Raw genomic sequence first — 23,395 nt, forward strand, 5'->3', positions numbered from 1 at the left:
ACGGTTCGCGATCCGCTGCACTCGAGCACTCATGAGTAGTAATTGTCCGGAGTCCGATGCGACCGATGCCGGGGTACCGCCGAACGAACACTGGTCGAGCGTGTCGAAACACGTCGCCAACAGCTACGTCGAAGCCAACAACGCCCTCCTCGCCGCGATGGGCTTTTCGCCGTCGTCCGGCGGGCCTACCGGGACGCTCACCGCACGGCAGCAACCCGAGACGGTCGACGCTCCGGTCACCGAAGTCGCCTTCGGCGACGAGTCCTGGCTGATGGAGCGCTCGACCGACGAGTACGAGGACCTCGCAGTCGGCGACTACGTCCGGTTTACGAAACCGATCGAGGAGACCGACGTCTCCGCGTTCGCGCAGGTCTCCGGCGACACCAACCAACTCCACCTCGCAGAGTCGTTCGCCGAAAAGACTCAGTTCGGCGGCCGAATCGCCCACGGCACGCTCGTCGCCGGGACGATCAGCGCCGCACTCGCCAGGTTTCCCGGCCTGACGATCTACCTCTCACAGGACCTCGAGTTCCACGCGCCCGTCGAAATCGGCGAGACCGTCACGGCCGACTGCGAGATCGTCGAACTGCTCGGCGACACCCGCTACCGACTTCATACGACGGTCGAGACCGCGGACGAGGAGACGGTGATCGACGGCGAAGCGATCGTCGTCATCCAAGAGTCGCCCGACGCGTGATCGGGAGTCGGGAGTATCGCCTCCGATTTCTTCGCTCTGCCGTCGATTCGATAGCTGTGGGTCGGGACGTTCCGTTTCGGCCGTTTCGTCGTTTTCGAAGCTGATAGCGGTGAACGCGTCCGTTTCGCCCTCGTGTCGCCTTCGCACAGCCAAAATACCTTGGAGCAATGGTGATACCCCTCCGTGTCCTTTTCGTACGTAATGAGTAGGTCAGAATCGGTGTCGCGGATCGTCGCCGTGTGTCGCTCCTGTGAGTCGGTGTTCGTCTCCGAGCAGAAGCCGGACGGGACGATCAGGCCCATCGGCGTCTCCCAGGAGTGTACCTGTGGCGACGGCGATTTCGAGCGGATCACGCCCTCGGGTAACAGCGAGCCGACGAACGACGGTGGCCCGGCGGTGCCACGGCCGTCGGACTAAGGCCTGAAGCGAGTATCAGACGAGAGCGGCTAATTCGCTACCCGCGGGCCCGAACGTTTTCGCGCGAGCGACCCGCGCCGATTTCCGGCACCCGACCGTTTTTGCAACGCATCGGTCTGCGTAGCGTATGCCCAGACCGACGAAACGGGTCCGCCGAGCCGAGCGCTCGAGCATCCGCGTCATGTTCGATCTCGCGGAGCGCCACGACGGTGACCTCGTCCGGCTCGAGGTCGGCGAACCCGACTTCGACACGCCCGAACACGTTATCGACGCCGCCGCGCGCGCCGCTCGAGTAGGAGAAACGCATTACACGTCGAACGCGGGACTGCCGGCGTGTCGGCGCGCCATCGGTGATATGCTCGCCCACGATCACGGCGTCGAGCACGATCCCGACGAGATCGTCGTCACGGTCGGCGGGATGGAGGCGCTGCATCTGGCGATCATGGCGACGGTCGGTCCCGGCGAGGAGCTCCTCGCTCCCGGACCGACGTGGCCGAACTACGAGATCCAGGCGCACCTCGCGGACGGCTCGTTCCGCGAGGTCCCGATGCCGGCCGAATCGGGGTTCGATCTCGAGGCCGACCGCGTCCTCGAGGCGATGAGCGACGACACCGCCGCGGTCGTGCTCACGACGCCCTCGAATCCGACCGGGCGCGTCTACGATCCGGCCGAGTGTCGAGCGGTCGTCGAAGCGGCCGCCGACCACGACGCCTACGTCATCGCCGACGAGGTGTACCTCGGGCTGACCTACGACGGCGAACCGGAGGGGATCGCCGCCCACACCGGCCACCCCGACCACGTTATCACCATCGGCTCCTGCTCGAAGACGTACGCGATGACCGGCTGGCGACTCGGCTGGCTCGCGGCCGACGACCACCTCGTCGATCGCGTAGTTACGGTTCGCGAGGCGACGACCGCCTGCGCCTCGAGCGTCTCCCAACACGCCGCAATTGCGGCGCTCACGGGACCGCAGGAGCCGTTCCGGAAGATGTATCGCGCGTTTCGGGAACGGCGTGATCTGGTCGTCGACCGTATCGCGGGGATCGAGGGTGCCTCCTGTCCTCGGCCGGAGGGGGCGTTCTACGCGTACCTCGACCCGGGCATCGACGACGACAGCCTCTCGATCGCGAAACACTTGCTCGAGGAACACGGGGTCGTCCTCGCTCCGGGAGACGGCTTCGGCGAGTCCGAACCGGGACGACTGCGGCTCTCGTTTGCGAACTCCATGGAGCGGTTGGACGAGGGGTTCGACCGACTCGAGGCCGGGTTGGAGACGTACTGAGCGACGGTTTGGTGAATCAGTCGATAACGGTCGGACACGTGACGACCCGGGAGGCGATCCCCGTCACCGAGATAGTGGAAGCCACCCGTCTCCGGACGATTCGTCAACGGCGTGTTATCGTCGCCGGCTCGCGATGAATTCGAGGTTATTCGGTTCCGGTGTGTGAGATCGTTACTCCCTCGACCCCGACCGAACGGCAACGCCATACGGGCGAAACAGGATCAAGCGGCCGTTTCGTCGCCGTCCCAGCGACGCCCCGTCGACCGACGAGTCACCGCTCGAGGCGGAAACGTTCGCGTACTGTGACGACTCCGATCGAACACGGCTCCGCGTTCGCTAACTAACATCTCTGCGCTACGAGTTACTACAACGCAACCGACGGTCGAATGAAGGCGCGGATTACAAAGCGGGGCGCAGCCGTTCCCGACATCGAGACTCTCACCCCGATGAGCGACGAACTACGCGTGCCCCAACCGACCGACGAATCGATCCGTTCGATGCTGGTAACGCTCGAACGAGACGCCGATCTCACCCTCTCGCCGATCGAACGGCTGTTTCTCGCGACCGACGGGACCGTCACCCACATGCTCGAGGCGCTGACGAGGGGCGACGTCTCGGTTAGCATCCTCGACCGCGCGGTGGCCGACAACCGGCTGTTTCGAACGGTCGCGCTCGTGCCGGACGCCGAGCGAAACCCGTTGGTCTGGGCACGGTCGACCGTTCGGCTCTCGCCGCTTGCGGACACCGTCGCCGACGAACTCGTCGACGGCGAGATCGGTATCGGAGACGTGCTTCGCGAGGAGTGTACGGAGACGAGACGCGAAATCGTCGAGATGAACGTCCATTCGACCGCCAACCGCTTCCCGTCGTTCGTCGAGAGCGACGCGGCGTGTCTCCTCGAGCGGACGTATCAGATCTACACCGCGGACACTCGTATCATGACCATTACCGAGTACTTCCCGAAGGATCGACTCAGCACGTATCGAACGCAGTAGCCTGTGGCCACGAGTTGGTCGCCGTAGCATATGGACGCGAGCTGGTCGCCGGAACGAGAACTGGCCCCTCGATCGTTCAAAACCGATCCTTGACATCCTCCCCGCCCTGAAGGGCGAGGATTCCCGAGCGTTGGGATATTAAGGTTCGCAACCCACCTGTTCACTCGGATGGAACGATCCCGAGGTTTGATTGAACAGGTAAGCTACTGGCCGTGCCAAACGACCGTTACTCATATCCTCGGTTGGAGGATTCTGAGTTATCTTTCTGCGGATGTTCACCGCACCATTCACGTCTGCGTTCATCGTCGCTCCACATGACTCGCAGACGTACAAGCCACGTTCCACGCGGTTCGCGTCATATTTTCGCCCACAACACGAACACGTCTTCGACGTGTCCCGCTCGCTCTTGCGGTCTACGAGGATGCCGTGTTCCTCGGCCTTGTATTCGAGCAACGTGGTGAACCGATCAAACTCCCAACCGTGGAGTTTCTTGTTCCCCATTCGACCCCAATTCCGCGAGTCACCGTTCTCGTCTTCACGAATTTCGCTCAAGTCACCGATGGCGATACGACCAACCTTGTGGTTGATGCACCGCTCTACGATGTGTTTAGCGAGCGCGTGCAAGAAGTGGTCTTTCCGACGGGACAACTTCTGTCGGGCGCGAAGCGCACGGCGTGACGGGCCGTTTTCGCCTTCTGTGTTGTACTCGTCCCGGGTGAAGTAGTGCTTGTCCTGTTTCAGCACGTTTCCCGGATACAACTCGGCGTCACCGTCGTCGTAGGCGATGGCGAGGTAGTTGTTGATGCCGAGGTCGATTCCAGCGGTGTTGTCGCCGGGTGCGTCCTCGACGGGGATTTCGACCTTGCAGACGAGGTGAAGTTCCCATTCGTCGCCGTTCCACACAGCACGGACTTGCTGGATGTTCTCCACAACCACATCAGGCCGTGTTTCGTACTCGCAGAGGATGAAGTCTGAGCGGTTGTTCTTCAGGTTGAAGCCCTTGCTCAGACGAAGTTGGTTGTGCTTGGAGTCGTGCTTGATGCCTTTCTGTTTCCACGTCACGGTGGAACGTGGGTGTTCGTCGCCGTGTTTGCGATAGCCCGGTGGGTTGGCGTCTTCGTCTCCGCGTTGGCGTGCTTTGTACCAACTGGTGAACGACTCAGCAAGCTCTTCGAGAACTCGCTGACTTGACTGAGAATGTAGGTCACTGTATCGTTCGTGTTCCTTGAGCTCGGATTTGAGTTCGCCATCGTCGGGGATTTCCCCATCTTCGTCCCATCGGCCTTGCGTGTAATATCGGGCGACGTTCCACAGTTTCGACGCGGAGAACCCGCACTGGTCGAGACCGTCACTCACTTGAGAGTGATTGACGATTTTCGCTCGATAGGTGCGGGTTGTCTCCAACATCGTACTGTATTCATAACCCGTTATAGAAGACTAAATATTAAAAGTAACGACTGGGCGTGGAATATCCAGCAGTGCCATCGAACGTGGTTAGTGGAGGATTTGTCGGCTGTATCCCCGCCCTGAATGGCGGGGTTTTAGCCTTGTAACTTCCATAACAAAGTCCGGACAGTCGCTACCCTCGAGCGAGACTATGGCCGAAATGTGGAACCCGTTACTCGAGAGGATGCCGCGCGAGCGACTCGAGCGCCGGCAGATCCGGAAGTTCAGGGAGCAAGCCGTCTACGTCTACGAAAACGTCCCCGTGTTTCGCCGAAAGCTCGATCGAGCCGGCATCGTTCCCGAAGAGATCGACTCGTTCGAGGCTATCCGCGCCGTTCCGACGACGACGAAAGACGAACTGCGGCAGGCACAGGAGACGGGGGCCGAAGACTCGGAGGGACCGCCGGGGCAGACCGAGCGAGCGACGGAGGCGGAATCGACGCCGTACGGAGAGCTTCTCGCCGTCGAGCCGGCGGCGGTTCGCGAGTACCACCAGACCTCCGGGACCAGCGGCACGCCGCTCCGACAGGCGGATTCGGGCCGGGACTGGGAGTGGTGGAGCGACTGCTGGGCGACGGTCCTCTGGTCGCAGGGAATTCGGCCGGACGACCGCGTCTTCTTCCCGTTTTCCTACAACGTGTTCGTCGCGTTCTGGGCCGCACACTACGCCTGCGAGCGGATCGGTGCCGAGGTGGTCCCCGGCGGCAACCTCTCGTCCGTCGAACGCGTCGAGCTGATGGACGACCTCGAAGCTACGGTCTTCATGACCACGCCGACGTACGCGCTTCGGCTCGGTGAGGTCGCCGAACAGGAGGGGATCGATCCCGCGGCGACCAGCATCGAACGGATCGTCTGTGCGGGCGAACCCGGCGCGAGCGTTCCGGGGACGAAAGCGAAACTCGAGGACCGCTGGGGGGCGACGGTCTACGACCACGCCGGCGCGACCGAAACCGGCGCGTGGGGGTACAGCTGCGAGGGCGACTCACTCGGCCTCCACTTCAACGAGGCCCAGTTCCTGATCGAGGTGGTCGACGACGACGGCGTCCCGGTCGAGCCGGGCGAAACGGGAACGCTGATCGTGACGCCGCTCGACCGGCACGCCCAGCCGTATCTCCGGTTCGAACAGCGCGATCGAGTGCGACTCGAGGAGCCGAGCGCCTGCGACTGCGGCCGGACGTTTCGCCTCGCCGACGGCGGCGTTCTCGGCAGAGACGACGATTTCACGACGGTCAACGGCGTGTTGCTCTCGCCGACGGCGGTCGAAGACGTCGTCCGCCAGCACGACGACGTGGCCGACGAGTACAAGATCGTCATCGACCACCACGACGAGAAGGAATCGGACGTCGTCACCCTGATCACCGAGGCGAACACGCAGGACGTAGAGACGGTCAGAACCGAACTTCGCCACCGGCTCAAACAGGCCTGTGGCCTCTCGTTTCGAATCACGCTGCGCGAGCGGGGTGCCCTCGAGCGACCCGAACTCAAAGCTGATCGCGTCGTCGACCAGCGGGTGAACCATGTCTGAGAACGACGACGGTGGGCACCACGACGGCGACTCGCAGCCGCACCGATCGCAGGCGGCCGGCGACCGAGCCAATCGCGGCGCCGGCCGCGGCGACGAACGAACTGCGGTGGACCTCGACGAACTCGCTGGGCTCGTCGACGACCTCGAGGAGGCGTCGACGACCCTGATCGAACGCGGGCAAGAACACGACGTTCCCGCGATCGAACACAACGCCCAACGGATCCGCGACGTCGTCCACGTTCTCGAGCAACACGTCCCGGAGCAGGGTGGCGACGACTGAGACGGTTTGCTGTACCGATGTATCGGTGGGACCGCAGGACAAATCGCGGTCCCGACGGAGCTGACTTCCAGGAGATAGTATGGAGAGAAGGCACCGGATGACAACCGATCGAACGGTCAAATCACGCTCGAAACCGATCCGAACGTGGGTTAGCCCGTATCGTACTCGCTGAACGTCGTCTGCCAGGCGTCGGGATCCGTCACTCGTTTTCCGTCGACGACCCATCGGTCGCCGTCCGCTTCGTCGTCGTCCCGCAGCGCGTAGACGCCGTGGATCGTCGGCGTCGAGACCAGCGAGAACGGTACGGTCTGATCGCTTCGAAAGCCGTACGCGGAGAGTACGGGGTCCGGAATCACGCCGGACGGCGCGACCACGAGCGCCGCCTCCTCGTTCGCCTCGAGGATCGCCTCGAGAACGGAGACCAGGACGGCCGTACGGGGTCGGCTCGAGACGAGCGGGACGATATCGGTGAGATGGACGATAGTCGTCCCGTCGTCGACTTTCGTTCCGGTGGTGACCGCAGCGACCGGCGAGCCGTCGTAGCGCCCGACGTAGGTCGTGTACTCCCAGTGGGGGTTGCCGAACCGCCACTCGTAGAACGTCTCGTCGCGGACGAGGTGGAGTTTGTCGGGGATGTCGTGTCGGTAGAGGGCTGCGAGTATCTGGCTTGGAATCGTCTCACTTCTGTCGACGTCGATCTTCGGGTGGTCGGCGACCGATGGCCGTTGCCGGGATTTCGCCGCGAGATAGCCACGGGAGAGTACTCGAGCGCCGCCTCGAGCCAACGCGGAGAGCGGACCGACCGACTCACCGTCGACCATCGCGTCGGGCTGTTGGACCCGGAAGTACGTCTCTTGGCGTTCGACGAGCTGCCAGCCGTACTTTTCGAACGTCGCTTTGCTCAACTGATTCGGGAAATCGAACACGATCTCGAAGCCGTCGGCGGCGAATCGATCGAGCCCGATTCTGAACAGCTCGGTAAAGAGTCCTTCCCGCCGGTGTTCGGCTCGAACCGCGCCGTCACAGGACTGAACGGCGGGAATCCGCCGCGAACCGGTGTGTAACTCGAGGACCCAGAAGCCGACCGCGCCGACGATGTCGCCGTCGAACTCGGCGACGTAAACCGGGATCTCCTCGGTGTACGGGTTGGTTTCGTACTTCCACGCGAACCAGTCACTGGAGAGCGTCGGATCCAGCACCTCCTGGTACACCGCGAGCAGGCCGTCGCGATCTCCCTCGCGGTACTGCCGGATGGTGTACTCGCGGTCGCCGCTGACGTACTGTCGCTCCAACGAATCCATCCGATCCCGTCCGAACATACCCTGTCCAACGACCGATCGGCCATAGTAATAGATCCGGTATTTTGGCTCTCGAGCGGGCTAGTATCGTGCTGACAGCAGTATCGACGTACTAGTGATCACCGTGTTGATAGCTAGTTGCTCGACCGAGTGACGGTCTCGAGAGCACACCGTCCGTACAGTTACGGTCGCACTACTGGGCTCTCGAACCGGCGTCGGACTGTCCGGGATGGGCTCGAGTCGGGATTCCCGTTCGGGTGCTGTCCGATCAGTGTTGGTACTCGAGGGAATCGATACGCGCCTCTCCCTCGTTTCGAACCGGGACGTTCCGTTCTCTAGAAAAGTCTATCTGATCGTACTAGTTGGGTACTGTATGCCCTATTTCGAAATACGGAGGCAGGTCTTCGGTGTGTAGGCTACAGGATTTTAACCACGCCGTCGGCTCGCTTCGCTCGCCGCCGTCTAATTCATTTCCTTCGCGATTCCATTGCTGACGCTCACGAAGTGGTTTGCGTCAGAAACATGGGCGCTACAGGGGCGATTTCACCCATATTGGGGTGGCAAAAAGATATCATGAGACCATATCATGATATCTATCGCACTATACACGGGGGTCACAAAGCGATGATGAGTACAAAGCGAAAATTACTGCGGATCGGACTTACGCTTCTACACCGCTACCTTCTTCTTCCTCCTCATCGCTGCCCAACAGTTCCACGAATTCTCGCCGTCGTTCCGCCTTCTCGTCTTCGTCAGCGACATCGTAGTGTTTTTTGATCACTTCAGCAGTGTTATCTGCTCGATCCGCAACCATATCAATCAGCCAGCCCCGATTAAGGTGGTATGTGATTGATGCCGACCGGATTGTGTGCGGCGAGTGTGAATCCTCGCACCGATATGCCTCGTTCGCACACCCGATATTACAATCAGGACTGCAGCAACACTCCTCCCTGCGAAACGCTGGCCGAGTGACGTTGTATATGTCTGACGAGATAGTTGTCAAGTGTGCACGCCCGTGTTTAGTGGCGATTAGTGGTTTACGTCCATAATCGTCTGTGACCCGGGGACGCTGATCGTCGACCCAATCCGTGATGATCTCGGTAACATCATCAGAGATGTTAATCACTCGTTCTGACCGCTTCTTATTCTTCAGCACGGTCCCATTCTCGGGGCGGTGTCGGAATCTCAACGTATTCTCTTTCGGGTCGAAATCGTCCACATCCAATGAATGAACGCCCCCTCGTCGAATTGTCCCATGCCAGATCAATTCGAACACGACGTGCTGTCGTGTTGCGTAGTGATACTTACGCAGTCGGTCCCTGATCTCGAGACAAGCGTCCGTCGATATCGATGCATCCCGTACGTTATCTCCCTTGCTCAACGACGGTGAGCGAGCAGATTTGGAAAAGTCTGTTGGAACGTGTCCATAGTCCTCACACCACGTCAAGAACACTCTCAGAGTGTCCATTTGTGTTTTCAGCGTTACCTTCTTGATCTCGTTCTTTTCTCGACGCCACGACTTGTACTCTCGAATATCGGTCGTCGACAGTTCGGATACCGACCCAATTCCATTCAGCTGACACCATTCAACGAAATGTCCAAGTCGGGATCGATGCGACCTCACAGTTGATTCTGATGCGCCATCCGCCTGTTTTTCATCCAAGTACTCTTCGACGGCAATCTTTGGGGTAATTGGTTCTAAACTCATTGTCGTGCTGGAACGCTGATGCGTTCACAACCAGATTAGTGCCCCACACTTAAAATCTATACGGTGGCAAGATGCCGACGTATACTATACACGAGGACACAATCTATTTCTAGAAGTCGTCGATTGTGTTGCTTGGTTTGAGCTTTTGCGTGTAATCTAATCGCCTGTATAAGTGGCACCACGTGTACAATTCGTATGCAATGTCGCACCCGAACCAGAATCAGCAAGCGACGTACACGGCCGAGGACGTACCACCGGAGTATCTCCAGTCACACGGTGCCCGGTGTACGATCACAGCAACCACCGACACGCTCCAAGTCGAGGTCCAAGGAAGACCCTGCGACGACGTAAAAGATATTGTTAGCGCTTCACACCAAGAATTTCAGCACTTCAACGAGAATTGGACGGCGCTGGACTATACTGAATTTCGATCCATGCGGTGATCTCGCATGACTCAAGACATATCTCGCCGCTGGCCCGACGAACCAGAACCCAAGCAAATCACCAACTATCCCGACCCTGAACGCATCCCCCAACCGATCAAAGATCGGCTGGCAATGGAGCTACTCGTCGAGGTCGTATGTCCGGGTTGCACGGCCGAGAGTTTCTACTATTCTTCGAATTCGCAGCAGACTGTAGAATGCGATGCTGACGACTGCGATTGCGAATTCTTGCTACCGTAACTCGAGCGCATGTCTTTGGCCGCACTGGTCGCTCTCGCACTCCTGCTCGTGATCCTCTTCCCCCGGTTGCTGGGAGTCACGCTCAAACTGGTGTTTTATTCCGTTATTTTGCTGTTGTTCGGGGCAGTAGCCGTTGCTATATATACTATTTAATAGGTCCGTATTTGGGCTGATATCGACCCAAACCCCATCTATTGCTCTGCAAAAAGAGGACTATCGGCGCTGAAAATGTTCGTAAACTCGTTCTGTCGTCAATACAGACTGATGACGGAGCCTGTTTCTGACCTCCCATAGATTAGAATCGGCGGCGAGCATGTAGTTAGCAACTGAGTGACGGAATGCGTGGGGGTGGGCTTCCTCTGGGTCGGCAGGCTGGCCGTCCGTCCTCCGGGGCGCAACGTCGCCCTCGACGGCCAGTTCCGTTACAATGTCCCGCACGGTTTGCGTACTCATTTGATCGTTCAAACGGCTCGGGAACAGGTGCTCTTGGTCGTCCTCGAGCGTGCGGAAGTATTGGCGGAGCAGTCGAACCGTATTGAATTGATCATACGGGTCGAGTCGGAGGGTTGCGGCGCTCGGGCTCTTGTTTTCGATTGGGTAGTCCTTCTGAATTCCAGCAGGCAACATTACTTCCTCGTTGTCGAGGTCGAACATGGAGCGTGTGAGTTGCACTGTCTCGTTGGGACGGGTTCCCAAGTCTGCTGAGACTACTATGAGGGCTTCGTCACGCAATGCGTGATCGTATCGACGGTCGATGCTATGTGCAGCGTCTCTCAAATCTTCGATTTGATCCAAATTGAAATAGCGGTGGATCGGCTCCCGGAGTCGCTCACCGCACTCGGGACACTTTACGGGGCCGTCTCCAGCGAATTCGTACCCACACTCGCAAGCGTCGGCTTCTGTGGTTTCACTCATCGGAATCACCTTGCTGGTTGCTTCCATCCTCGTCGTCTTGTACGCCTGATTTGTTTTCATCAGCGGGGGTGTCGAATACGTCGCTGTCTACTCGCTCGTCCCGGATGAGCAGCTTAAGCTGCTCATCGTCGTCTGGGACAATTTCGTGGGCTGGGGGTATGTCTTCGTACAATTCCCGCACACACTCTCTGAACTGCTCGAGTATACAGTCTCGACAGTGCGGGGAGTTGGAGAGGTGATTTGCCCCTCCGCACGACGTGCATTCTGGAACGTTCACGTCGCTCTGGATCTCCCGGAGTTTGCGTCGGAGGCGCTCAGGGTCCTCGAGCCCGACTGCGACAATAGCACTGTGTAGTTCTTCTTTGCTGGCGTCGATGGCCCAGTCGTATTGGATTTCAAGCCGTTTGATCGCATCTCGGAACGCTTGTCGGTCGGCGAGCAGGAGCGTGGTGCGATCACTCATCGGAATCACCTCGATGGGATGGTGGGAGTGCTGGACCTCCTTTTCGGGACTGCTGAACCATCTTGATGATCTCTGCTTTCTTTTCTTCTGTCGACTTGTTCGCCATCTCTTGTAACTCGGCTTGTGTGTAGGATTGGCCCGGTGTCTCCTGTGACTCGTATTCGGAATGGTCGAATCGGTCTTCCATGCAGGAGAGGCAGATATCGCTGCTGTCGGGGATGTACCTGTAGCGTTTCCCCGGGGGACACTCGTCGCACTTGCCCCAGTACATATCGTCTACCATGCTCCACCTCGCAGGGCTTGCTCGAAGCGGTCCTCTCGCTCGCTGATGCACGTAGTGCATCGTGCGGTGTCGGACTGGTCTCCACAGTCCACGCACGGTTGTGGTGTAGTGTGCGTCATTGGCCGTCCACCTCGTTGGATCGGCGGTGGAGCCCGTATACTATAGCGAGCAGCATGATGGTCGCCCCGGTGACGATGCCTGCCGCAGCCGCCGTGTTGGTGTCATTGGTTGCGAGCCCGTAGGCCAGCAGGGCGACTCCGACGACTAATATCAATCCGCCTTCGGCGAATTGCTTGTTGTGGTTCATCGGTCGCTCACCTCCTCCATTAACTTCTCGATCAGCTTCTGACGGATGGGTTCAAACGGGTCCCATGATTCGTCGCACCCTGAGCAATACGCATATCTAAATGCTCGTTCGGATGTTTCAGATCCACATTTAGGGCAGAGTTCGTCCGTCATCGCTCATCACCTCCTTCTTGATCTGCGTCTCGAATCTCTCGACTGACCTCAGCGTACCCTTTCAGGCTGTCGTAGAGCGTCAGCTTCAGGAATTTATACATGCATTCTCACCTTTGTTGCTGGTATTAACCATATGTATAATGATGGTATTGGATAGTATAGGTTTTTGGTGAGTCGGGGAGTCTGCAAAAGTCGGGGTTTTGGACGTGAAATCGGGGGGTCGATTGGGTTGAAATTGGAGTGAGTCGGGGATTCTGTTTGGAAGACTCCCAGAGTGAGCATACCGCCAAAAGTATCGCTCGAAAACCAGTTACTCGTGGAAATACAAACGCATCCCGCCATCAACGTCCTCGACACAAATGCGGGACACATCTATGTCCTTCTCTATCGATCCGGAGTCTGCTGGTCCATCAAAGCGGATCGCAGCCCGATACTTCTCATCGCATATCGAGCAGGGAGTCATTCCTGACCACCACTTTCGAACCATCCAAGCGTTTTCAACGCTTGCTTTAGGTTCTCACGAGCCTTCTCTGGCTTTTTATATCGTTCCTCCAAGTGCCGCTCAAGCGTGTTCAACGTGATCCCCATCTCGTCCGCAGCTTCCTCATACGTCATCTCCCGTGTCTTCATCCACGCTTCTTCTTCCCGGGGGGCGTACAGCGTGTCCACGTCCTCGAGATCATCGGCAGCCGACAACACCTGTTCCAGACCCTGCGCAATCTCGACCGACTCGGCCTCGAGCCCGTTATGTTCGAACAACGTCTCGCCGGATGCGTGCGTGGCCGTCACGGTTCCATCGTCCTCGATATCAATGACTACGCTAATTGTGATCACCACACGATCCGACGCACTATTTCAACAGTATCGTCGAAATTGTCGAGACTGTTAGTTTCTTCGGTCCCCTGCATGTATGAATTGACGTAGTACCAGTTGTTATCCCAGTAGTCAGTCTCTGCACGAACCTCAACCCAGTCGCCATTCTGCTCCGCACGCACTTCCCATTCTTCATCTGGTAGGGCCTTCCACACATCCGTGATCCGGTACCCTCCATCCTTCAATTTCCCCCGAACTTCCTTCAGTTCCTGTTCTGCGTTGTTCTCCTCGCTCGATTCATCGTCGTCAGTTGTTTGCGTGTTTCGTCCCATTGCAATTATACAATAGAGGGGGTAGTGCATAAGCCTGTCCCCCAACCAAACGTTGGGGTATAACTCTAGTATAGTAACTTGAGTCGGAACCAGATTGTCTATCAAGCACCAACTGCTAAAATAGGTCTAATTTGGCGTGAAATCTCTCGGGCGCACATTATGCCCGCTCGAAGAATCGTTATCTGCAACTGCGGATCATTAACCCACGTGTGAGACTAGATAATCAAATTCACATAGCCCTTACAGTCGAAATGAGGTACTTTAGCAACGGAAACACACTTTTTGTGTAGAGAATCGGAAGTACGAAGACTACAAATAGGAATACTATTTCCAAATCTGCCCAGTATGATAATAAAACTAATCCTAGTGTAGATGATGAGAGATACATTGAGAACTTCAAAAAATCCATTTTCAGATCATTCACGAGTTTATTACTATCTATTGAAACAATATATGCGAGGAGGACTTCGTCATGGAATACATCCCGGTCTAATCGAGCATAATTATACAATCGACCTTCGCTGATTGGACTGTTGTATGACTTTGGGAAAATAATTCCTAATCCGATGATTGTAGACACAATTGATGGGAATACCGCTGCGAGAGCTTGTGATCCCTCAAGAATAAGAATTCCAACAGAGATGAAAATTGTATTGGCTGTTAGAACTAGTCGGATTTTCGTTTCAATGTTCTCTCGTCTTCTCTCTTCTTCGTCATACCTGCGCCGAGCTTCGTCAAGAGATAAATCTCCACTAGGGTATTTGGGAGAATCTGTGTGGATCTCTTCTGCTTCACCCATCTAGAGGTTTATTGCAACGGTCGCAAGTCGGATTTGGTTGGTAGGTGAGTTGTTCGTTTAATCTTGTCTCCATACTTTTCTTACCTTTTTTACGGCACTCTCGACAGAGTGGCATTAGTATAAGTCACCGCACCTCTGACAGACCTTCATTCCCTTTTCGACTTTTTTAGTATCTGCTTCCCCACGGCAGTCTGAACATAGGTTTTTGCTCATTTTATTACCAGTCCGTATCTCTCGTTCACGGCTGTCAGACATTAAATCTGTTGTACCTTTAGATGCGATTTCCCCAACGACGATTCTGTACTCGGGTATTTGAATTGTTAAAATAGAATTGTCCAACTTCAGCCATCTATAGTTTTATCACATCTATCACAAGTATTTTTTCGGCTGAAGCTAAGCCAGTGATTTGCTCTAGTCACATTACGACGCCTACCTTCAGTCCGGCATTCTCGGCATAAGGTCATTAATATTTCACACCACACTTCTGGCAAATTTGAACCTCTTTCTGGATCAACTGCGTGTCTGCATCATCACGACAGTCGGGACAAAGATTCCGACTCATACTATTACCAGATATCACTCGTACCTATTAGATATTAAAACTGTTTGTGTAGGCGTTAGGAACGATCCATCGCTTATTCAGAGGACATAGAATAAATCTATTACTGGTTACCTCTTTTTGGTGCGTCCTCCATCTCATCCTTTACCCTCTCGACCATTGCTGTGACTTCCTCTGGTGTCACTGGCATATCAACAAGAAAGCCACCTAATTTTCTCGCCTGTTCGTCGTCCGGCCACGTTGAATCAGAACCACCGTCATATGAATGATATAATTCAAGTAAATACCATATCACATGCTCCTTCATGTTCTCCTGCACATGTTCAAGTAGATCCATTGTATCATTGATTTCTTCCCGGTATTCTGCGATATCTCCTGTATGGTGGACAATCTTCACCTCCAGCTTGTCTGATTGAATTTCAGATGTTTCAGCGACTCGGATTTGCCGACCAACCTCGCTGAGTGACAGTTTAGTTGTCACAAACGAAAGATTCAGTCCATCTGGCCGTATATCTTCAGCATTCCCCTCCTCCATATTTAACCGGACGACAGTGATCCATTTCCCCTGTGTAACAGCAGAAGCTCGTTCGAGAACTGTGGAGCGTTCTCGCTCCTTCTCAAGTTCAGTAAAGTAAGATTCCGCCTCCGCTTCTAGAATTCCACCATGTAACTTCTTTGGCCAATACATTGGTCGAACTGCGATTGACTCTACCTCTAATTTGATGGGTTTCCCCTCATAGCTAGTGATCCTTTTTTCCCACCCGTTAAAATGGTCATTAAGTTCTTTTTCGATTTTACTGCCTGTCTGCCGATTTAAGATCGTGTCGGCAACGACTTTTGAAGTGAGAAGCAGAGATTCAAACGACATGGGTGATTCTCCTCACTCTGTCAGAATACAAATATCATTCGAAGTGATAGGACCTGCACTGGACTCGATATAATATTACGCACCATCAGGGGGTAGAACGCTGAGAATCCGAAGGCTGAGAATCACTCCACTGGTCGGATATCGTCAAGAGTGAAGTGGGGTCGATTCGTTGACCGCAGTATGACTGGTGGCGATATCCCACGGGAAGACGTTGAGGGTGTCAGACGAGTGTTCGAGCTTATGCACGGTTCAGAGGTGAGACACTGTTTTGAGCATGATAAAGAATTCACAGAGGAAGATAAAATTAAGGCAACGGTGTGGGAGTTGGCTATCGAAGAATTAGATGAGTTGCTTGATCCCGAGGCAGAGAATCCGGGGCTATCTGAGGAGGATGTTCAGGAGTCCGATGTGGTTGAGAAGTCACGTCGATGGCGGGATATAGAATAGAACCGTCTGAGGAAGAACATCTACTGCGTAGTCACGAGGTCTGGTCAGCTCTCTTGGCTCCTATCCCCGTTCCTCGTTGTGTGGTTTCTTCAGCCCGAGAAATTATCGCTTCCAGCAACTCTATATCGGTTTCGTCATATTCGTTGTATTTGGCTTTTTTATCGATTCGGTCCAAAATATTGAGTAATTGTTCTCGGCGTTCTGTGGTGAGCCTCAGGGGTTCGGAATCGGCCGTGAGCATTCCGTGCATTAAGAACCAATGCGGGTCGCCATCTCGATTCAATACTGCTTCAGTTCGGTCAACTAACGCTTCTTTGCGACCAGAATTTATCGCCTCTGCATTTTCCAGATTTTCAAGCACAACTGGCATCCGCTCCATTAGAGCCTCAGCTTGATCGATAGCCAACTGTGCTTTCTTCGTGCCAAGAACATACATCATACCAACTAGAAATACAATGAAGGATACCATCACCAAAGCCATAGCAATCTCACTAGTATTTGTAACTTCAATATTTAGCTCGCTAGCTACAACTACTGTAATAAAGACTCCTGCAAACAGGACTATCGAGATAACATAGAGTCCGGAGAAGAGTGCGTCTATTTTCGGAATAGCATCACGATCCACAAACGGAATGGGACTATTTACTATCAGCTTATACATCAAAAACACGAAACTGCTCCCCCCTATAAGTTGAATAACTGCATTTAGAGTCCAAGAAAAGTCCATCTCAGTAGAGATTATTGTAATATAGGCACCAAGGATACCGATTGCGGCTAGGAATTGGATATTTTCCTTGTGACGTTGTTCACGTGTTTCCTCCAGATCCCGGAGATAGACAACGGCAGATGAATCAAGGTCGTTCTCATCAGGCATGCTCTCTGAATGTAACCCACTGGTAAAGAAACCTATTGTTCATCCTTCAGATTGGTGCCGTCGCTGGATTTCCTCTCATTTCTACCTCACTTCCGAACGCTCAACTACTCGTCAAAAGGACAAAACTCGCACACGACGACGAGAATTTAAATCTCAAAATAAATTGCTACAGCTAGCAGAAGTGTCCCCGTGAGTATTCCCAATACGTACACCAATTCACGACGGAACAGTTTGCGCTGGTGACGATTATATAGGATTTGCACGCTCCCAAATACAAACATGAAATTCCACAATCCTATCGTCATTGGAATGAGGACCGCACCAAGGAATACGTATTCTATAGGATGTACGATTGAAAATGTATCTGATACAAATCCAACATCCGATAGAATCGGCAATCCAGATAGTAGCGAGATAATCGGGTCGATAATAGGCAAATCTGGATATTCTCTCACAAAGGATGCCTTTGATGGCCGGACATAGGTCCCGGTTCCTGCAATGACATAGCCTATGAGAAGTCCTCCAGAGAACCACATGGTTCCCTTCTGTCTCGACTTTTCAACTAAATTTTCTGTCGGCTCTACATGACCTTCCTGCTCGGGTGGACTGAAATCAGCAGTTTGGGTCCCTACAAGCCACCATATGGCACGTTTAGCAACGAATAATATTTTAAGGAGAATGACTGCTGTTGCAGCAGTCAGTATGAAGTTAAAAATCGTCCAGTTTACCATGAATAAGAATCTAAAGTCGGGGAAGAGGAACAAAAAAGCTGTAGTGACAAGTAAATGGAGGCCAATGATTGTCACAATACCACAGAGACCGCAGTAGAATCGCCCCAGTCTGCTTAGATAATCCATCTTGTTAGATTTCTGATTCTTCTCTCCAGTCATGCTCTCTGAATGTAATCCGCTGGTGAAGAAACCTATTGTTCACCCTTCAGATTGGTGGCGTCACTGGGTTTTCCTCCATCTCTCGCTTGCTCCCGAACGCTCACACGCTCGTCAAACGAGTAGATCGAACAAGCCAAAAATAGTAATCGCCATACTGCGTCGAGTTGTTCGCCGTTCGATGTTCGGGAGCCCCCCTCTCCAAATACGTGCGCTCACGTGTGCGTGCGAGGCTCCAGCCAGATTTTCAGGCATATTTCTCGAACTGTTTTTGCTTATCCTCGTCCATCAAGTCGGAATACTCGTCCAATATGCTGTCTGCATGGTTGACGATCTTCTTCTGGACCGTGGATTTGCTCTGATAATCGGACAACGCAACCATATCCTTCATCGAACGATCTGTTAGTGCATATACGGCCGCCAGCTTCTCGTCCTCTTTCTTCATCTTGAAGTTCTCCCACTCTTCTTCCGTCACGAAGTCGTCTTCCCCTACCTTGTCGTTATCAAATATGAATTTGCCCTCGTCATAGGTGTTGAAATCGATATCTGTGGGCGGAACCCCGTCTAGTCGGAGCATCAGGTCCTCGCCCTGTCGTTCTTTAACCGTCTTGAACATCCTCGCCTCTGTGAGGGCGGATTTGTGGATAAATACGGTACAGAGAGCACGCAATGCCTTGTCGATATCCTTACCGTCCTGCCCGATCAGCAGCATGTGCGCATTGGACTTACGAGCGAGCTTGAGCAACTTAGCCAGTTGCTTCCCTCTGTGCTGGTCTGCCCCAATGCCGGTAAAAATCTGGGCGGCTTCGTCGATCAACATGACGAACGGAGCAAGCTCCTCTCCATTCTGGGTCTTCTCCCGCCGTTCTTCGAGGATTTCGACTAGTCGAGAGTATCGGGTAATCTCTAGATCGATATCGTCCGACTGCACGTTAGCCGCCGTGATCACGTCTTGATCCCGGTAGACAAACTGGAATACCTCGAGCATCAGTGCGGAGAAGTCAGTCTTCCCGTGGCCCATGAAGCCAAAAATGTAGGCGAGAAACACGGGCTGGGATTCAATCGACTTCACGAGCTTCATCAGCGCTTTGAACCCACTTGCGTCCCGCTCATATCCCACAATCCCCGACTGATAGGACAGGTGCGACATGTTCCCTCGGAGGATCGAGGCGGTGGAACTCTTCGTCGCATGTTTCCCCACGACGTACTGGCAGTATGGTGTCTCGTCGAAGCTCGAGTACTCGTCGCACGGCTCGAAGAGCCGTTTACAGTAATTTAGGTGGTGCAGCGTTCGTTCGTCGTCTACAAAGCCAGTCCACCAGTAGTGTGGACTCTCATCCTGATTGGGCAGGTTCCCGTCGACGAATTCACGGAACTCTGCTTCTATCGGACGTTCACGCCCGTCGGCGCTCATGCGTCATCACCTCCGTCGCCCCCATCAGCATCGTCGTCGGGGATCTGGTACTGCTCTTTTCGAAGGCTGTGGTCCTCTTCTTCCCGTTCTTCCTCAACCTGATCGATGTGCTCACGCACTGGACTGTTGGGGAGTTCCCCTGTTGGTAAACTCTCTCGTTCGAAGTCTCGAGTGACTCGATTGACTTCCCGAGCAGCGTCCTCAGTAGCGTATTCTTGGCGTCGAGAGTCTGTCTCGATTCCAGATTGGAACTTATCACGCATGCTGGTCATGAGGCGGAGGAGTCGATCCTCATGCATGCGCATCTCGTACATTGACTTCTCGCCAACCCCGCTTGCTACTGCAATATTGTCGTCTGGATAGTAGGCCACAGCCTCGTGGAATTCCCCGTTATAGGTGAGTGCGTTCTTCGTCGTCTTCTCACCCATATACCGGTCTGCATCCTCATCGTAGAGGTGTACCTCGAGATCGTCCCAGTCATGGTTCGATAATTCGTATCCGCCGCCATTGCCCCCATTTGGGGCGTCACACGTCCGGAGCTTTTTATCAGTTGTCCGATAGTATAAGAACGCAGTGATAAGCCCGGGCACAATCGCTCCTGTGATGAACCAGAATGCGATGTTGAAGTGTCCTTCGTGCTCCGTCTCGAACAACGGCACGTAGTCGAATATCCCGATATTGAGATTCAGCACGACGATAAAGCCGACAAGCCAGATGCCGAGGAGAGTCAGCATTGGCACCGCACCAATAACTACAATTTTCACCAGATAGAGTGCGTACTTTATGCCATCACCAATATATTGTATATTGGACTTCTGTGGCTCATCGGTGTCCTGTTCCACGCCATCAGCCTGTTGTGTATTATCTTCCGACATGGTTAGAACACCTTTTTACCTCCAGTGATCTTGTCAATGAGATTGAACAGCAACAGGGACGATGCGAGGATCGAGCCGAAAGAGAACAACAGGCCGAAGATGATGTAAATTGGGCTCCACTCCTCACCTGCTGGTGGTCCTTGAATGCCACCAGTGCCCGCACTGGGGTTGCCATCCATGAACGGCGTGTTGCCCTCGATGATCTGGACGCCCAGCCCATCCGGGGGCGCAAACTCTACTGTTGTGGTGCCGTCAGGCTGGATCGTAAACTGTTCTCCGTATGGCTCTCCGCCCTCGAAGTCGCTGATATCGGGCACTTCATAGACTGTGACTGTGGTTTGCGTCTCAGCCTCGAACTCGGCGATGAAAACCCCGTCCTCCCACTCCCAATCTACGATCCGGAGTGAATCCGAGAACTCGTGAGCGGTCTGGTGTTCTGGGGGTGCTGCGTCTTCATCAGCGTCGTCATCCTGCGCTGCTGCAGTGCCAACCAATGCAGGGATGCTGATCCCGCCACTCACCACGTCGATCTCTGCAGCCCCGCCAACGTCCGTGTCGGAGTCTGCATCGGTCGTGGCGTCTACGGGGAGCATCCCGTACACTGTGATTGCGCCGATCACCATCAGCGCCACGAGCACTATTTTGACTATCCATCGTATCATATAGGATAAATGAAGGTTTCAAACTGCAAAAGTGTAGGGTCGAACGGCATGGAAAAATCAGCAGATAGGAGTATGATTGATCAGCTGAAGAAGAACATCAATTTAAAAACGTCTCCCCCTACCACCCGTCTCCTTCTCCCAGTCATTCAAATCGTCTTTCAAATCTTCTATCTCTTCCTCAATTTCGTCAATTCTGCTCTCCATAGTATCTCGTCCCCCGTATCCCCTAGATCGAGAATAGAGGTTGTCCTTCAAATCGTCCGCATCCTCGTTCAAATCTTCTAACCGCTCTTCCATCTCGTCAACCCTGCTTTCGAGACTATATCGTCCACGATATTTGCCAAACTTATCATATAGGTCGTCTTTCATACCGTCGATTTCTTCTTTCGTCTTCGAAATTTCCTCTTGGGCCGTATCGATCTCGCCCTTGGTGGCATCCACTTCATCTTTTGTGTCGTCCACTTCTTCCCGAGTATCATTTATTTCACTCTGGGCATCCTCGACCTCGTTTTGTATAATACTTACCTCAATTTTGAAAAGCCAAAGCACGCCAACATCGAACAAGATGCCTACGACAATTGCCATGCCACCGATCAAAGGATTAGCAGAAAATAGGAGAGAGCCACTAACAATAAAAACAGCACCGAGAAACAGTAGCCCGAGCCGGAGTTCAAACCCCCTCTCCCTCACGAGATTATGTGTGCGAGATGACTGATGTATCTGCATAGTTGCTGTCCCTCACTATGTCCAAAATAAACTTCCGATAATTGGGGTGTTGGTAAACTCAGTCCCGGACAACGAGTGCGACGACTCCGACAAGCGCACCGAGGATCGTGATCAGCGCAGCGACAAGCATGATCTGCTCGGTACTGATACCGTCACCGTCAGCACCTACACCGAACCATGATTCATCGTCCGACTCAACCTGTTCAACGGTAAGTTCACCGCCCTCGTAGTCAGCGTGTTCGACACTTACGTCAGCATCCTCATCAACTGCGTCGGCGTCGAACGTTGCAATACCGTCCTCGTCAGTCTCGGCCGTCTCTTCGCCAACAGTCACCGTAGCGCCCTCGACGGGCTCACTGTCTTCGTCAGTGACTTTGTACTCTACTTCATCTGATTCTTCGTCACCATCAGAGTCAGTCTCGAAGACCGGCTCGCCGTTACTCAGCTCGCTGAACTCCTCGTCGACAACGTATGGGGTTGCAGTGACGTCGACGTATTCGTCGGCATCATACGTTCCAGTCTCGTAATCACCCTCGTCTTCCGAGGGCTCGACAACATCCCCGTCGGCATCAATCCACAGGTTCTTCGCCATATCCACGACGAGTTCGTTATCCTCCTCGCCGTACAGCTCGACGCTCACCGTGTACTCGCCATCCGTTGACTCAAACGTATTGTGATAGGCGATGACCTCATCAGTGTCGTTCTGGGCGGACCATGTGTAGTCATGTTGGAGGTGGAGTCCATACATCTCGATAGTTCCAGCCCCATTGATATCAAATACATTAGTCTCCGACTCATCGACCGTCAGTACGTGTCGGTCCTCCCCGGGGTCTGCGCCAGCGATGGTCAGGTCCATATCATCATCAATGCGGGCACTTTCGTCCAGATGGAGATCCGACTGGATGTCAATGATGTCGCCAGACTCGGCCACATCCAGCGCAGCTCCAATCGTATCATGGTCGGCGTCGGTCTCAGCATACACGTGCACGGTAACATCCTGCGCCGTCTCGAGCGTCCCGCCCACAGTGATCGTCATATCGGACACGCCATCGAAGTCATCGAGCGTGTAATAGTCGTCGCTACCACTGACGGTCGTTTGAGTGTGCGAATCAAGAGTTTCGCCGCCTTCGTCCTCAACATACACCTCATTGCCACTGTCAGTGGTCTCGAGCGTGAACTCGATGCGGTCGAGGGTCTCGCCATCCAGCTCGACCTCAGACTCGAACGTGTCCGTGTCCTCGTGCTCCTCGGAGACGATATGCCCCGAGTCAACAGTATGCGTCTCCCCGTCGTTCTCTTCCTCTTCAGCTGCTACTGTACCTACGCCCATGGCAACCATGGACGTGACCATGAGCACGGCCATGACGAGCGTGAGCCCGGTCCGGATCGTGCCTGAGTATTGTATTTTACTAGACATTCTAAATTAGATGAAGGCATATGGGAATAAATATATACTGCCGAGTTGACACTCGAGAAAAGTCGTATGGGATCAAAGACGATCAAACGGCCCTGTTGAAACCCTCCGGTAGTGATAGGTTCAAGAGCTTCTGCGGTAAGTACAGGTCAAAGAGCTATCGCCAGTAACTGTAGATGACGGATTGACTAAAAGACTATTACCTTCCGAATTTAACATAATACTATGCCGTCGTTAGAAGGCCTAAAGACGTGGTTTGACTATGAACTCCTCC

The 23,395-nt window shown here is 54.4% G+C and carries 25 protein-coding genes and 1 pseudogene; 7 read left to right on the forward strand and 19 right to left on the reverse strand.

Going from position 1 to position 23,395, the window contains the following annotated elements; translation table 11 throughout:
* Positions 1 to 31 precede the first annotated feature (31 nt).
* The 4 genes from ACSFDB_RS03470 (at position 32) to ACSFDB_RS03485 (ending at position 3,391) form a co-directional block, all read left to right on the forward strand.
* The gene (locus ACSFDB_RS03470) at positions 32 to 697 is read left to right on the forward strand and encodes a MaoC family dehydratase (RefSeq protein WP_440769642.1); all 666 of its coding nucleotides are present in this window, start codon (positions 32 to 34) and stop codon (positions 695 to 697) included.
* 201 nt (positions 698 to 898) lie between these two features.
* Positions 899 to 1,114, forward strand: coding sequence for a hypothetical protein (locus ACSFDB_RS03475; protein ID WP_440769643.1), 216 nt, complete (start codon positions 899 to 901; stop codon positions 1,112 to 1,114).
* Between the two features lie 127 nt (positions 1,115 to 1,241).
* The gene (locus tag ACSFDB_RS03480; protein ID WP_440769644.1) at positions 1,242 to 2,396 is read left to right on the forward strand and encodes a pyridoxal phosphate-dependent aminotransferase; all 1,155 of its coding nucleotides are present in this window, start codon (positions 1,242 to 1,244) and stop codon (positions 2,394 to 2,396) included.
* Positions 2,397 to 2,842: 446 nt separating this feature from the next.
* A complete protein-coding gene (locus ACSFDB_RS03485) occupies positions 2,843 to 3,391 on the forward strand; it encodes a chorismate--pyruvate lyase family protein (protein WP_440769645.1) in 549 nt (182 codons plus the stop codon).
* A gap of 138 nt (positions 3,392 to 3,529) precedes the next feature.
* Here the strand turns inward: ACSFDB_RS03485 and ACSFDB_RS03490 are convergent, their stop codons facing one another.
* On the reverse strand, positions 3,530 to 4,798 hold the full coding sequence (locus ACSFDB_RS03490; protein WP_440769646.1) for an RNA-guided endonuclease InsQ/TnpB family protein: 1,269 nt from the start codon (positions 4,796 to 4,798) through the stop codon (positions 3,530 to 3,532).
* Positions 4,799 to 4,988: 190 nt separating this feature from the next.
* On the opposite strand from ACSFDB_RS03490, the gene ACSFDB_RS03495 reads away from it, so the two are divergent.
* Both ACSFDB_RS03495 and ACSFDB_RS03500 read left to right on the forward strand, forming a co-directional pair.
* Positions 4,989 to 6,362, forward strand: coding sequence for a phenylacetate--CoA ligase family protein (locus ACSFDB_RS03495; protein ID WP_440769647.1), 1,374 nt, complete (start codon positions 4,989 to 4,991; stop codon positions 6,360 to 6,362).
* Positions 6,355 to 6,642, forward strand: a complete 288-nt coding sequence (locus tag ACSFDB_RS03500) for a hypothetical protein (protein WP_440769648.1) — start codon at positions 6,355 to 6,357, stop codon at positions 6,640 to 6,642. Before ACSFDB_RS03495 ends, ACSFDB_RS03500 begins: the two co-directional genes overlap by 8 nt.
* Before the next feature lie 149 nt (positions 6,643 to 6,791).
* Here the strand turns inward: ACSFDB_RS03500 and ACSFDB_RS03505 are convergent, their stop codons facing one another.
* The 11 genes and pseudogenes from ACSFDB_RS03505 to ACSFDB_RS03555 all read right to left on the reverse strand — a co-directional run bounded on the left by ACSFDB_RS03505 (position 6,792) and on the right by ACSFDB_RS03555 (position 15,822).
* On the reverse strand, positions 6,792 to 7,961 hold the full coding sequence (locus ACSFDB_RS03505) for a GNAT family N-acetyltransferase (protein WP_440769649.1): 1,170 nt from the start codon (positions 7,959 to 7,961) through the stop codon (positions 6,792 to 6,794).
* Positions 7,962 to 8,601: 640 nt separating this feature from the next.
* Entirely contained in the window at positions 8,602 to 8,754 is a 153-nt protein-coding gene (locus tag ACSFDB_RS03510; protein WP_440770180.1) for a hypothetical protein, read from the reverse strand.
* 633 nt (positions 8,755 to 9,387) lie between these two features.
* Positions 9,388 to 9,648: pseudogene (locus tag ACSFDB_RS03515) on the reverse strand (site-specific integrase); the annotation flags it as partial.
* A gap of 896 nt (positions 9,649 to 10,544) precedes the next feature.
* Entirely contained in the window at positions 10,545 to 11,246 is a 702-nt protein-coding gene (locus tag ACSFDB_RS03520; protein WP_440769650.1) for a tyrosine-type recombinase/integrase, read from the reverse strand.
* Complete coding sequence (locus ACSFDB_RS03525; RefSeq protein ID WP_440769651.1) at positions 11,239 to 11,709, reverse strand: hypothetical protein; 471 nt, start codon at positions 11,707 to 11,709, stop codon at positions 11,239 to 11,241. Before ACSFDB_RS03525 ends, ACSFDB_RS03520 begins: the two co-directional genes overlap by 8 nt.
* Complete coding sequence (locus ACSFDB_RS03530) at positions 11,702 to 11,992, reverse strand: hypothetical protein (protein WP_440769652.1); 291 nt, start codon at positions 11,990 to 11,992, stop codon at positions 11,702 to 11,704. Before ACSFDB_RS03530 ends, ACSFDB_RS03525 begins: the two co-directional genes overlap by 8 nt.
* A 115-nt stretch (positions 11,993 to 12,107) precedes the next feature.
* Positions 12,108 to 12,299 carry a hypothetical protein gene (locus ACSFDB_RS03535; RefSeq protein ID WP_440769653.1) on the reverse strand — a complete coding sequence of 64 codons (192 nt, stop codon included), beginning with the start codon at positions 12,297 to 12,299 and terminating at the stop codon, positions 12,108 to 12,110.
* Positions 12,300 to 12,910: 611 nt separating this feature from the next.
* Positions 12,911 to 13,285: an RNA polymerase sigma factor gene (locus tag ACSFDB_RS03540; protein WP_440769654.1), complete on the reverse strand. Its 375-nt coding sequence runs from the start codon at positions 13,283 to 13,285 to the stop codon at positions 12,911 to 12,913.
* Positions 13,282 to 13,596, reverse strand: a complete 315-nt coding sequence (locus ACSFDB_RS03545) for a hypothetical protein (RefSeq protein WP_440769655.1) — start codon at positions 13,594 to 13,596, stop codon at positions 13,282 to 13,284. The genes ACSFDB_RS03540 and ACSFDB_RS03545 overlap by 4 nt, the downstream gene beginning before the upstream one ends.
* A 229-nt stretch (positions 13,597 to 13,825) precedes the next feature.
* The gene (locus tag ACSFDB_RS03550) at positions 13,826 to 14,395 is read right to left on the reverse strand and encodes a hypothetical protein (protein ID WP_440769656.1); all 570 of its coding nucleotides are present in this window, start codon (positions 14,393 to 14,395) and stop codon (positions 13,826 to 13,828) included.
* Positions 14,396 to 15,057: 662 nt separating this feature from the next.
* Positions 15,058 to 15,822 (reverse strand): hypothetical protein, encoded by a 765-nt coding sequence (locus tag ACSFDB_RS03555; protein ID WP_440769657.1) that lies wholly within the window; start codon positions 15,820 to 15,822, stop codon positions 15,058 to 15,060.
* Between the two features lie 180 nt (positions 15,823 to 16,002).
* Between ACSFDB_RS03555 and ACSFDB_RS03560 the strand changes: the two genes are divergently transcribed.
* Positions 16,003 to 16,269, forward strand: a complete 267-nt coding sequence (locus ACSFDB_RS03560) for a hypothetical protein (protein WP_440769658.1) — start codon at positions 16,003 to 16,005, stop codon at positions 16,267 to 16,269.
* 31 nt (positions 16,270 to 16,300) lie between these two features.
* On the opposite strand, the gene ACSFDB_RS03565 is transcribed toward ACSFDB_RS03560, so the two are convergent.
* The 7 genes from ACSFDB_RS03565 to ACSFDB_RS03595 all read right to left on the reverse strand — a co-directional run bounded on the left by ACSFDB_RS03565 (position 16,301) and on the right by ACSFDB_RS03595 (position 23,124).
* Positions 16,301 to 17,143: a hypothetical protein gene (locus tag ACSFDB_RS03565; protein WP_440769659.1), complete on the reverse strand. Its 843-nt coding sequence runs from the start codon at positions 17,141 to 17,143 to the stop codon at positions 16,301 to 16,303.
* A 146-nt stretch (positions 17,144 to 17,289) separates the two neighbouring features.
* The gene (locus tag ACSFDB_RS03570) at positions 17,290 to 18,033 is read right to left on the reverse strand and encodes a hypothetical protein (protein WP_440769660.1); all 744 of its coding nucleotides are present in this window, start codon (positions 18,031 to 18,033) and stop codon (positions 17,290 to 17,292) included.
* A gap of 244 nt (positions 18,034 to 18,277) precedes the next feature.
* A complete protein-coding gene (locus ACSFDB_RS03575; RefSeq protein ID WP_440769661.1) occupies positions 18,278 to 19,444 on the reverse strand; it encodes a zonular occludens toxin domain-containing protein in 1,167 nt (388 codons plus the stop codon).
* Positions 19,441 to 20,319 (reverse strand): ABC transporter permease, encoded by an 879-nt coding sequence (locus ACSFDB_RS03580; RefSeq protein WP_440769662.1) that lies wholly within the window; start codon positions 20,317 to 20,319, stop codon positions 19,441 to 19,443. Before ACSFDB_RS03580 ends, ACSFDB_RS03575 begins: the two co-directional genes overlap by 4 nt.
* 2 nt (positions 20,320 to 20,321) lie before the next feature.
* Positions 20,322 to 20,981: a DUF8063 family protein gene (locus ACSFDB_RS03585; protein ID WP_440769663.1), complete on the reverse strand. Its 660-nt coding sequence runs from the start codon at positions 20,979 to 20,981 to the stop codon at positions 20,322 to 20,324.
* 102 nt (positions 20,982 to 21,083) lie between these two features.
* Positions 21,084 to 21,707: a coiled-coil domain-containing protein gene (locus ACSFDB_RS03590; RefSeq protein ID WP_440769664.1), complete on the reverse strand. Its 624-nt coding sequence runs from the start codon at positions 21,705 to 21,707 to the stop codon at positions 21,084 to 21,086.
* Between the two features lie 58 nt (positions 21,708 to 21,765).
* Entirely contained in the window at positions 21,766 to 23,124 is a 1,359-nt protein-coding gene (locus tag ACSFDB_RS03595) for a hypothetical protein (protein WP_440769665.1), read from the reverse strand.
* Positions 23,125 to 23,395 lie beyond the last annotated feature (271 nt).

The sequence above is a fragment of the Natronorubrum amylolyticum genome (assembly GCF_052040145.1).
GTDB lineage: Archaea > Halobacteriota > Halobacteria > Halobacteriales > Natrialbaceae > Natronorubrum.

Bases quoted from the DNA above. Each gene is read 5' to 3' on its own strand.
- ACSFDB_RS03590 (WP_440769664.1), bottom strand. From the start codon at position 21,707: ATGCAGATACATCAGTCATCTCGCACACATAATCTCGTGAGGGAGAGG.
- ACSFDB_RS03575 (WP_440769661.1), bottom strand. From the start codon at position 19,444: ATGAGCGCCGACGGGCGTGAACGTCCGATAGAAGCAGAGTTCCGTGAA.
- ACSFDB_RS03535 (WP_440769653.1), bottom strand. From the start codon at position 12,299: ATGAACCACAACAAGCAATTCGCCGAAGGCGGATTGATATTAGTCGTC.
- ACSFDB_RS03505 (WP_440769649.1), bottom strand. From the start codon at position 7,961: ATGTTCGGACGGGATCGGATGGATTCGTTGGAGCGACAGTACGTCAGC.
- ACSFDB_RS03550 (WP_440769656.1), bottom strand. From the start codon at position 14,395: ATGGGTGAAGCAGAAGAGATCCACACAGATTCTCCCAAATACCCTAGT.
- ACSFDB_RS03485 (WP_440769645.1), top strand. From the start codon at position 2,843: ATGAGCGACGAACTACGCGTGCCCCAACCGACCGACGAATCGATCCGT.
- ACSFDB_RS03520 (WP_440769650.1), bottom strand. From the start codon at position 11,246: ATGAGTGAAACCACAGAAGCCGACGCTTGCGAGTGTGGGTACGAATTC.
- ACSFDB_RS03595 (WP_440769665.1), bottom strand. From the start codon at position 23,124: ATGTCTAGTAAAATACAATACTCAGGCACGATCCGGACCGGGCTCACG.
- ACSFDB_RS03555 (WP_440769657.1), bottom strand. From the start codon at position 15,822: ATGTCGTTTGAATCTCTGCTTCTCACTTCAAAAGTCGTTGCCGACACG.
- ACSFDB_RS03565 (WP_440769659.1), bottom strand. From the start codon at position 17,143: ATGCCTGATGAGAACGACCTTGATTCATCTGCCGTTGTCTATCTCCGG.
- ACSFDB_RS03545 (WP_440769655.1), bottom strand. From the start codon at position 13,596: ATGGGACGAAACACGCAAACAACTGACGACGATGAATCGAGCGAGGAG.
- ACSFDB_RS03480 (WP_440769644.1), top strand. From the start codon at position 1,242: ATGCCCAGACCGACGAAACGGGTCCGCCGAGCCGAGCGCTCGAGCATC.
- ACSFDB_RS03500 (WP_440769648.1), top strand. From the start codon at position 6,355: ATGTCTGAGAACGACGACGGTGGGCACCACGACGGCGACTCGCAGCCG.
- ACSFDB_RS03490 (WP_440769646.1), bottom strand. From the start codon at position 4,798: ATGTTGGAGACAACCCGCACCTATCGAGCGAAAATCGTCAATCACTCT.
- ACSFDB_RS03585 (WP_440769663.1), bottom strand. From the start codon at position 20,981: ATGATACGATGGATAGTCAAAATAGTGCTCGTGGCGCTGATGGTGATC.
- ACSFDB_RS03470 (WP_440769642.1), top strand. From the start codon at position 32: ATGAGTAGTAATTGTCCGGAGTCCGATGCGACCGATGCCGGGGTACCG.
- ACSFDB_RS03495 (WP_440769647.1), top strand. From the start codon at position 4,989: ATGGCCGAAATGTGGAACCCGTTACTCGAGAGGATGCCGCGCGAGCGA.
- ACSFDB_RS03525 (WP_440769651.1), bottom strand. From the start codon at position 11,709: ATGAGTGATCGCACCACGCTCCTGCTCGCCGACCGACAAGCGTTCCGA.
- ACSFDB_RS03475 (WP_440769643.1), top strand. From the start codon at position 899: ATGAGTAGGTCAGAATCGGTGTCGCGGATCGTCGCCGTGTGTCGCTCC.
- ACSFDB_RS03510 (WP_440770180.1), bottom strand. From the start codon at position 8,754: ATGGTTGCGGATCGAGCAGATAACACTGCTGAAGTGATCAAAAAACAC.
- ACSFDB_RS03530 (WP_440769652.1), bottom strand. From the start codon at position 11,992: ATGGTAGACGATATGTACTGGGGCAAGTGCGACGAGTGTCCCCCGGGG.
- ACSFDB_RS03580 (WP_440769662.1), bottom strand. From the start codon at position 20,319: ATGTCGGAAGATAATACACAACAGGCTGATGGCGTGGAACAGGACACC.
- ACSFDB_RS03560 (WP_440769658.1), top strand. From the start codon at position 16,003: ATGACTGGTGGCGATATCCCACGGGAAGACGTTGAGGGTGTCAGACGA.
- ACSFDB_RS03570 (WP_440769660.1), bottom strand. From the start codon at position 18,033: ATGACTGGAGAGAAGAATCAGAAATCTAACAAGATGGATTATCTAAGC.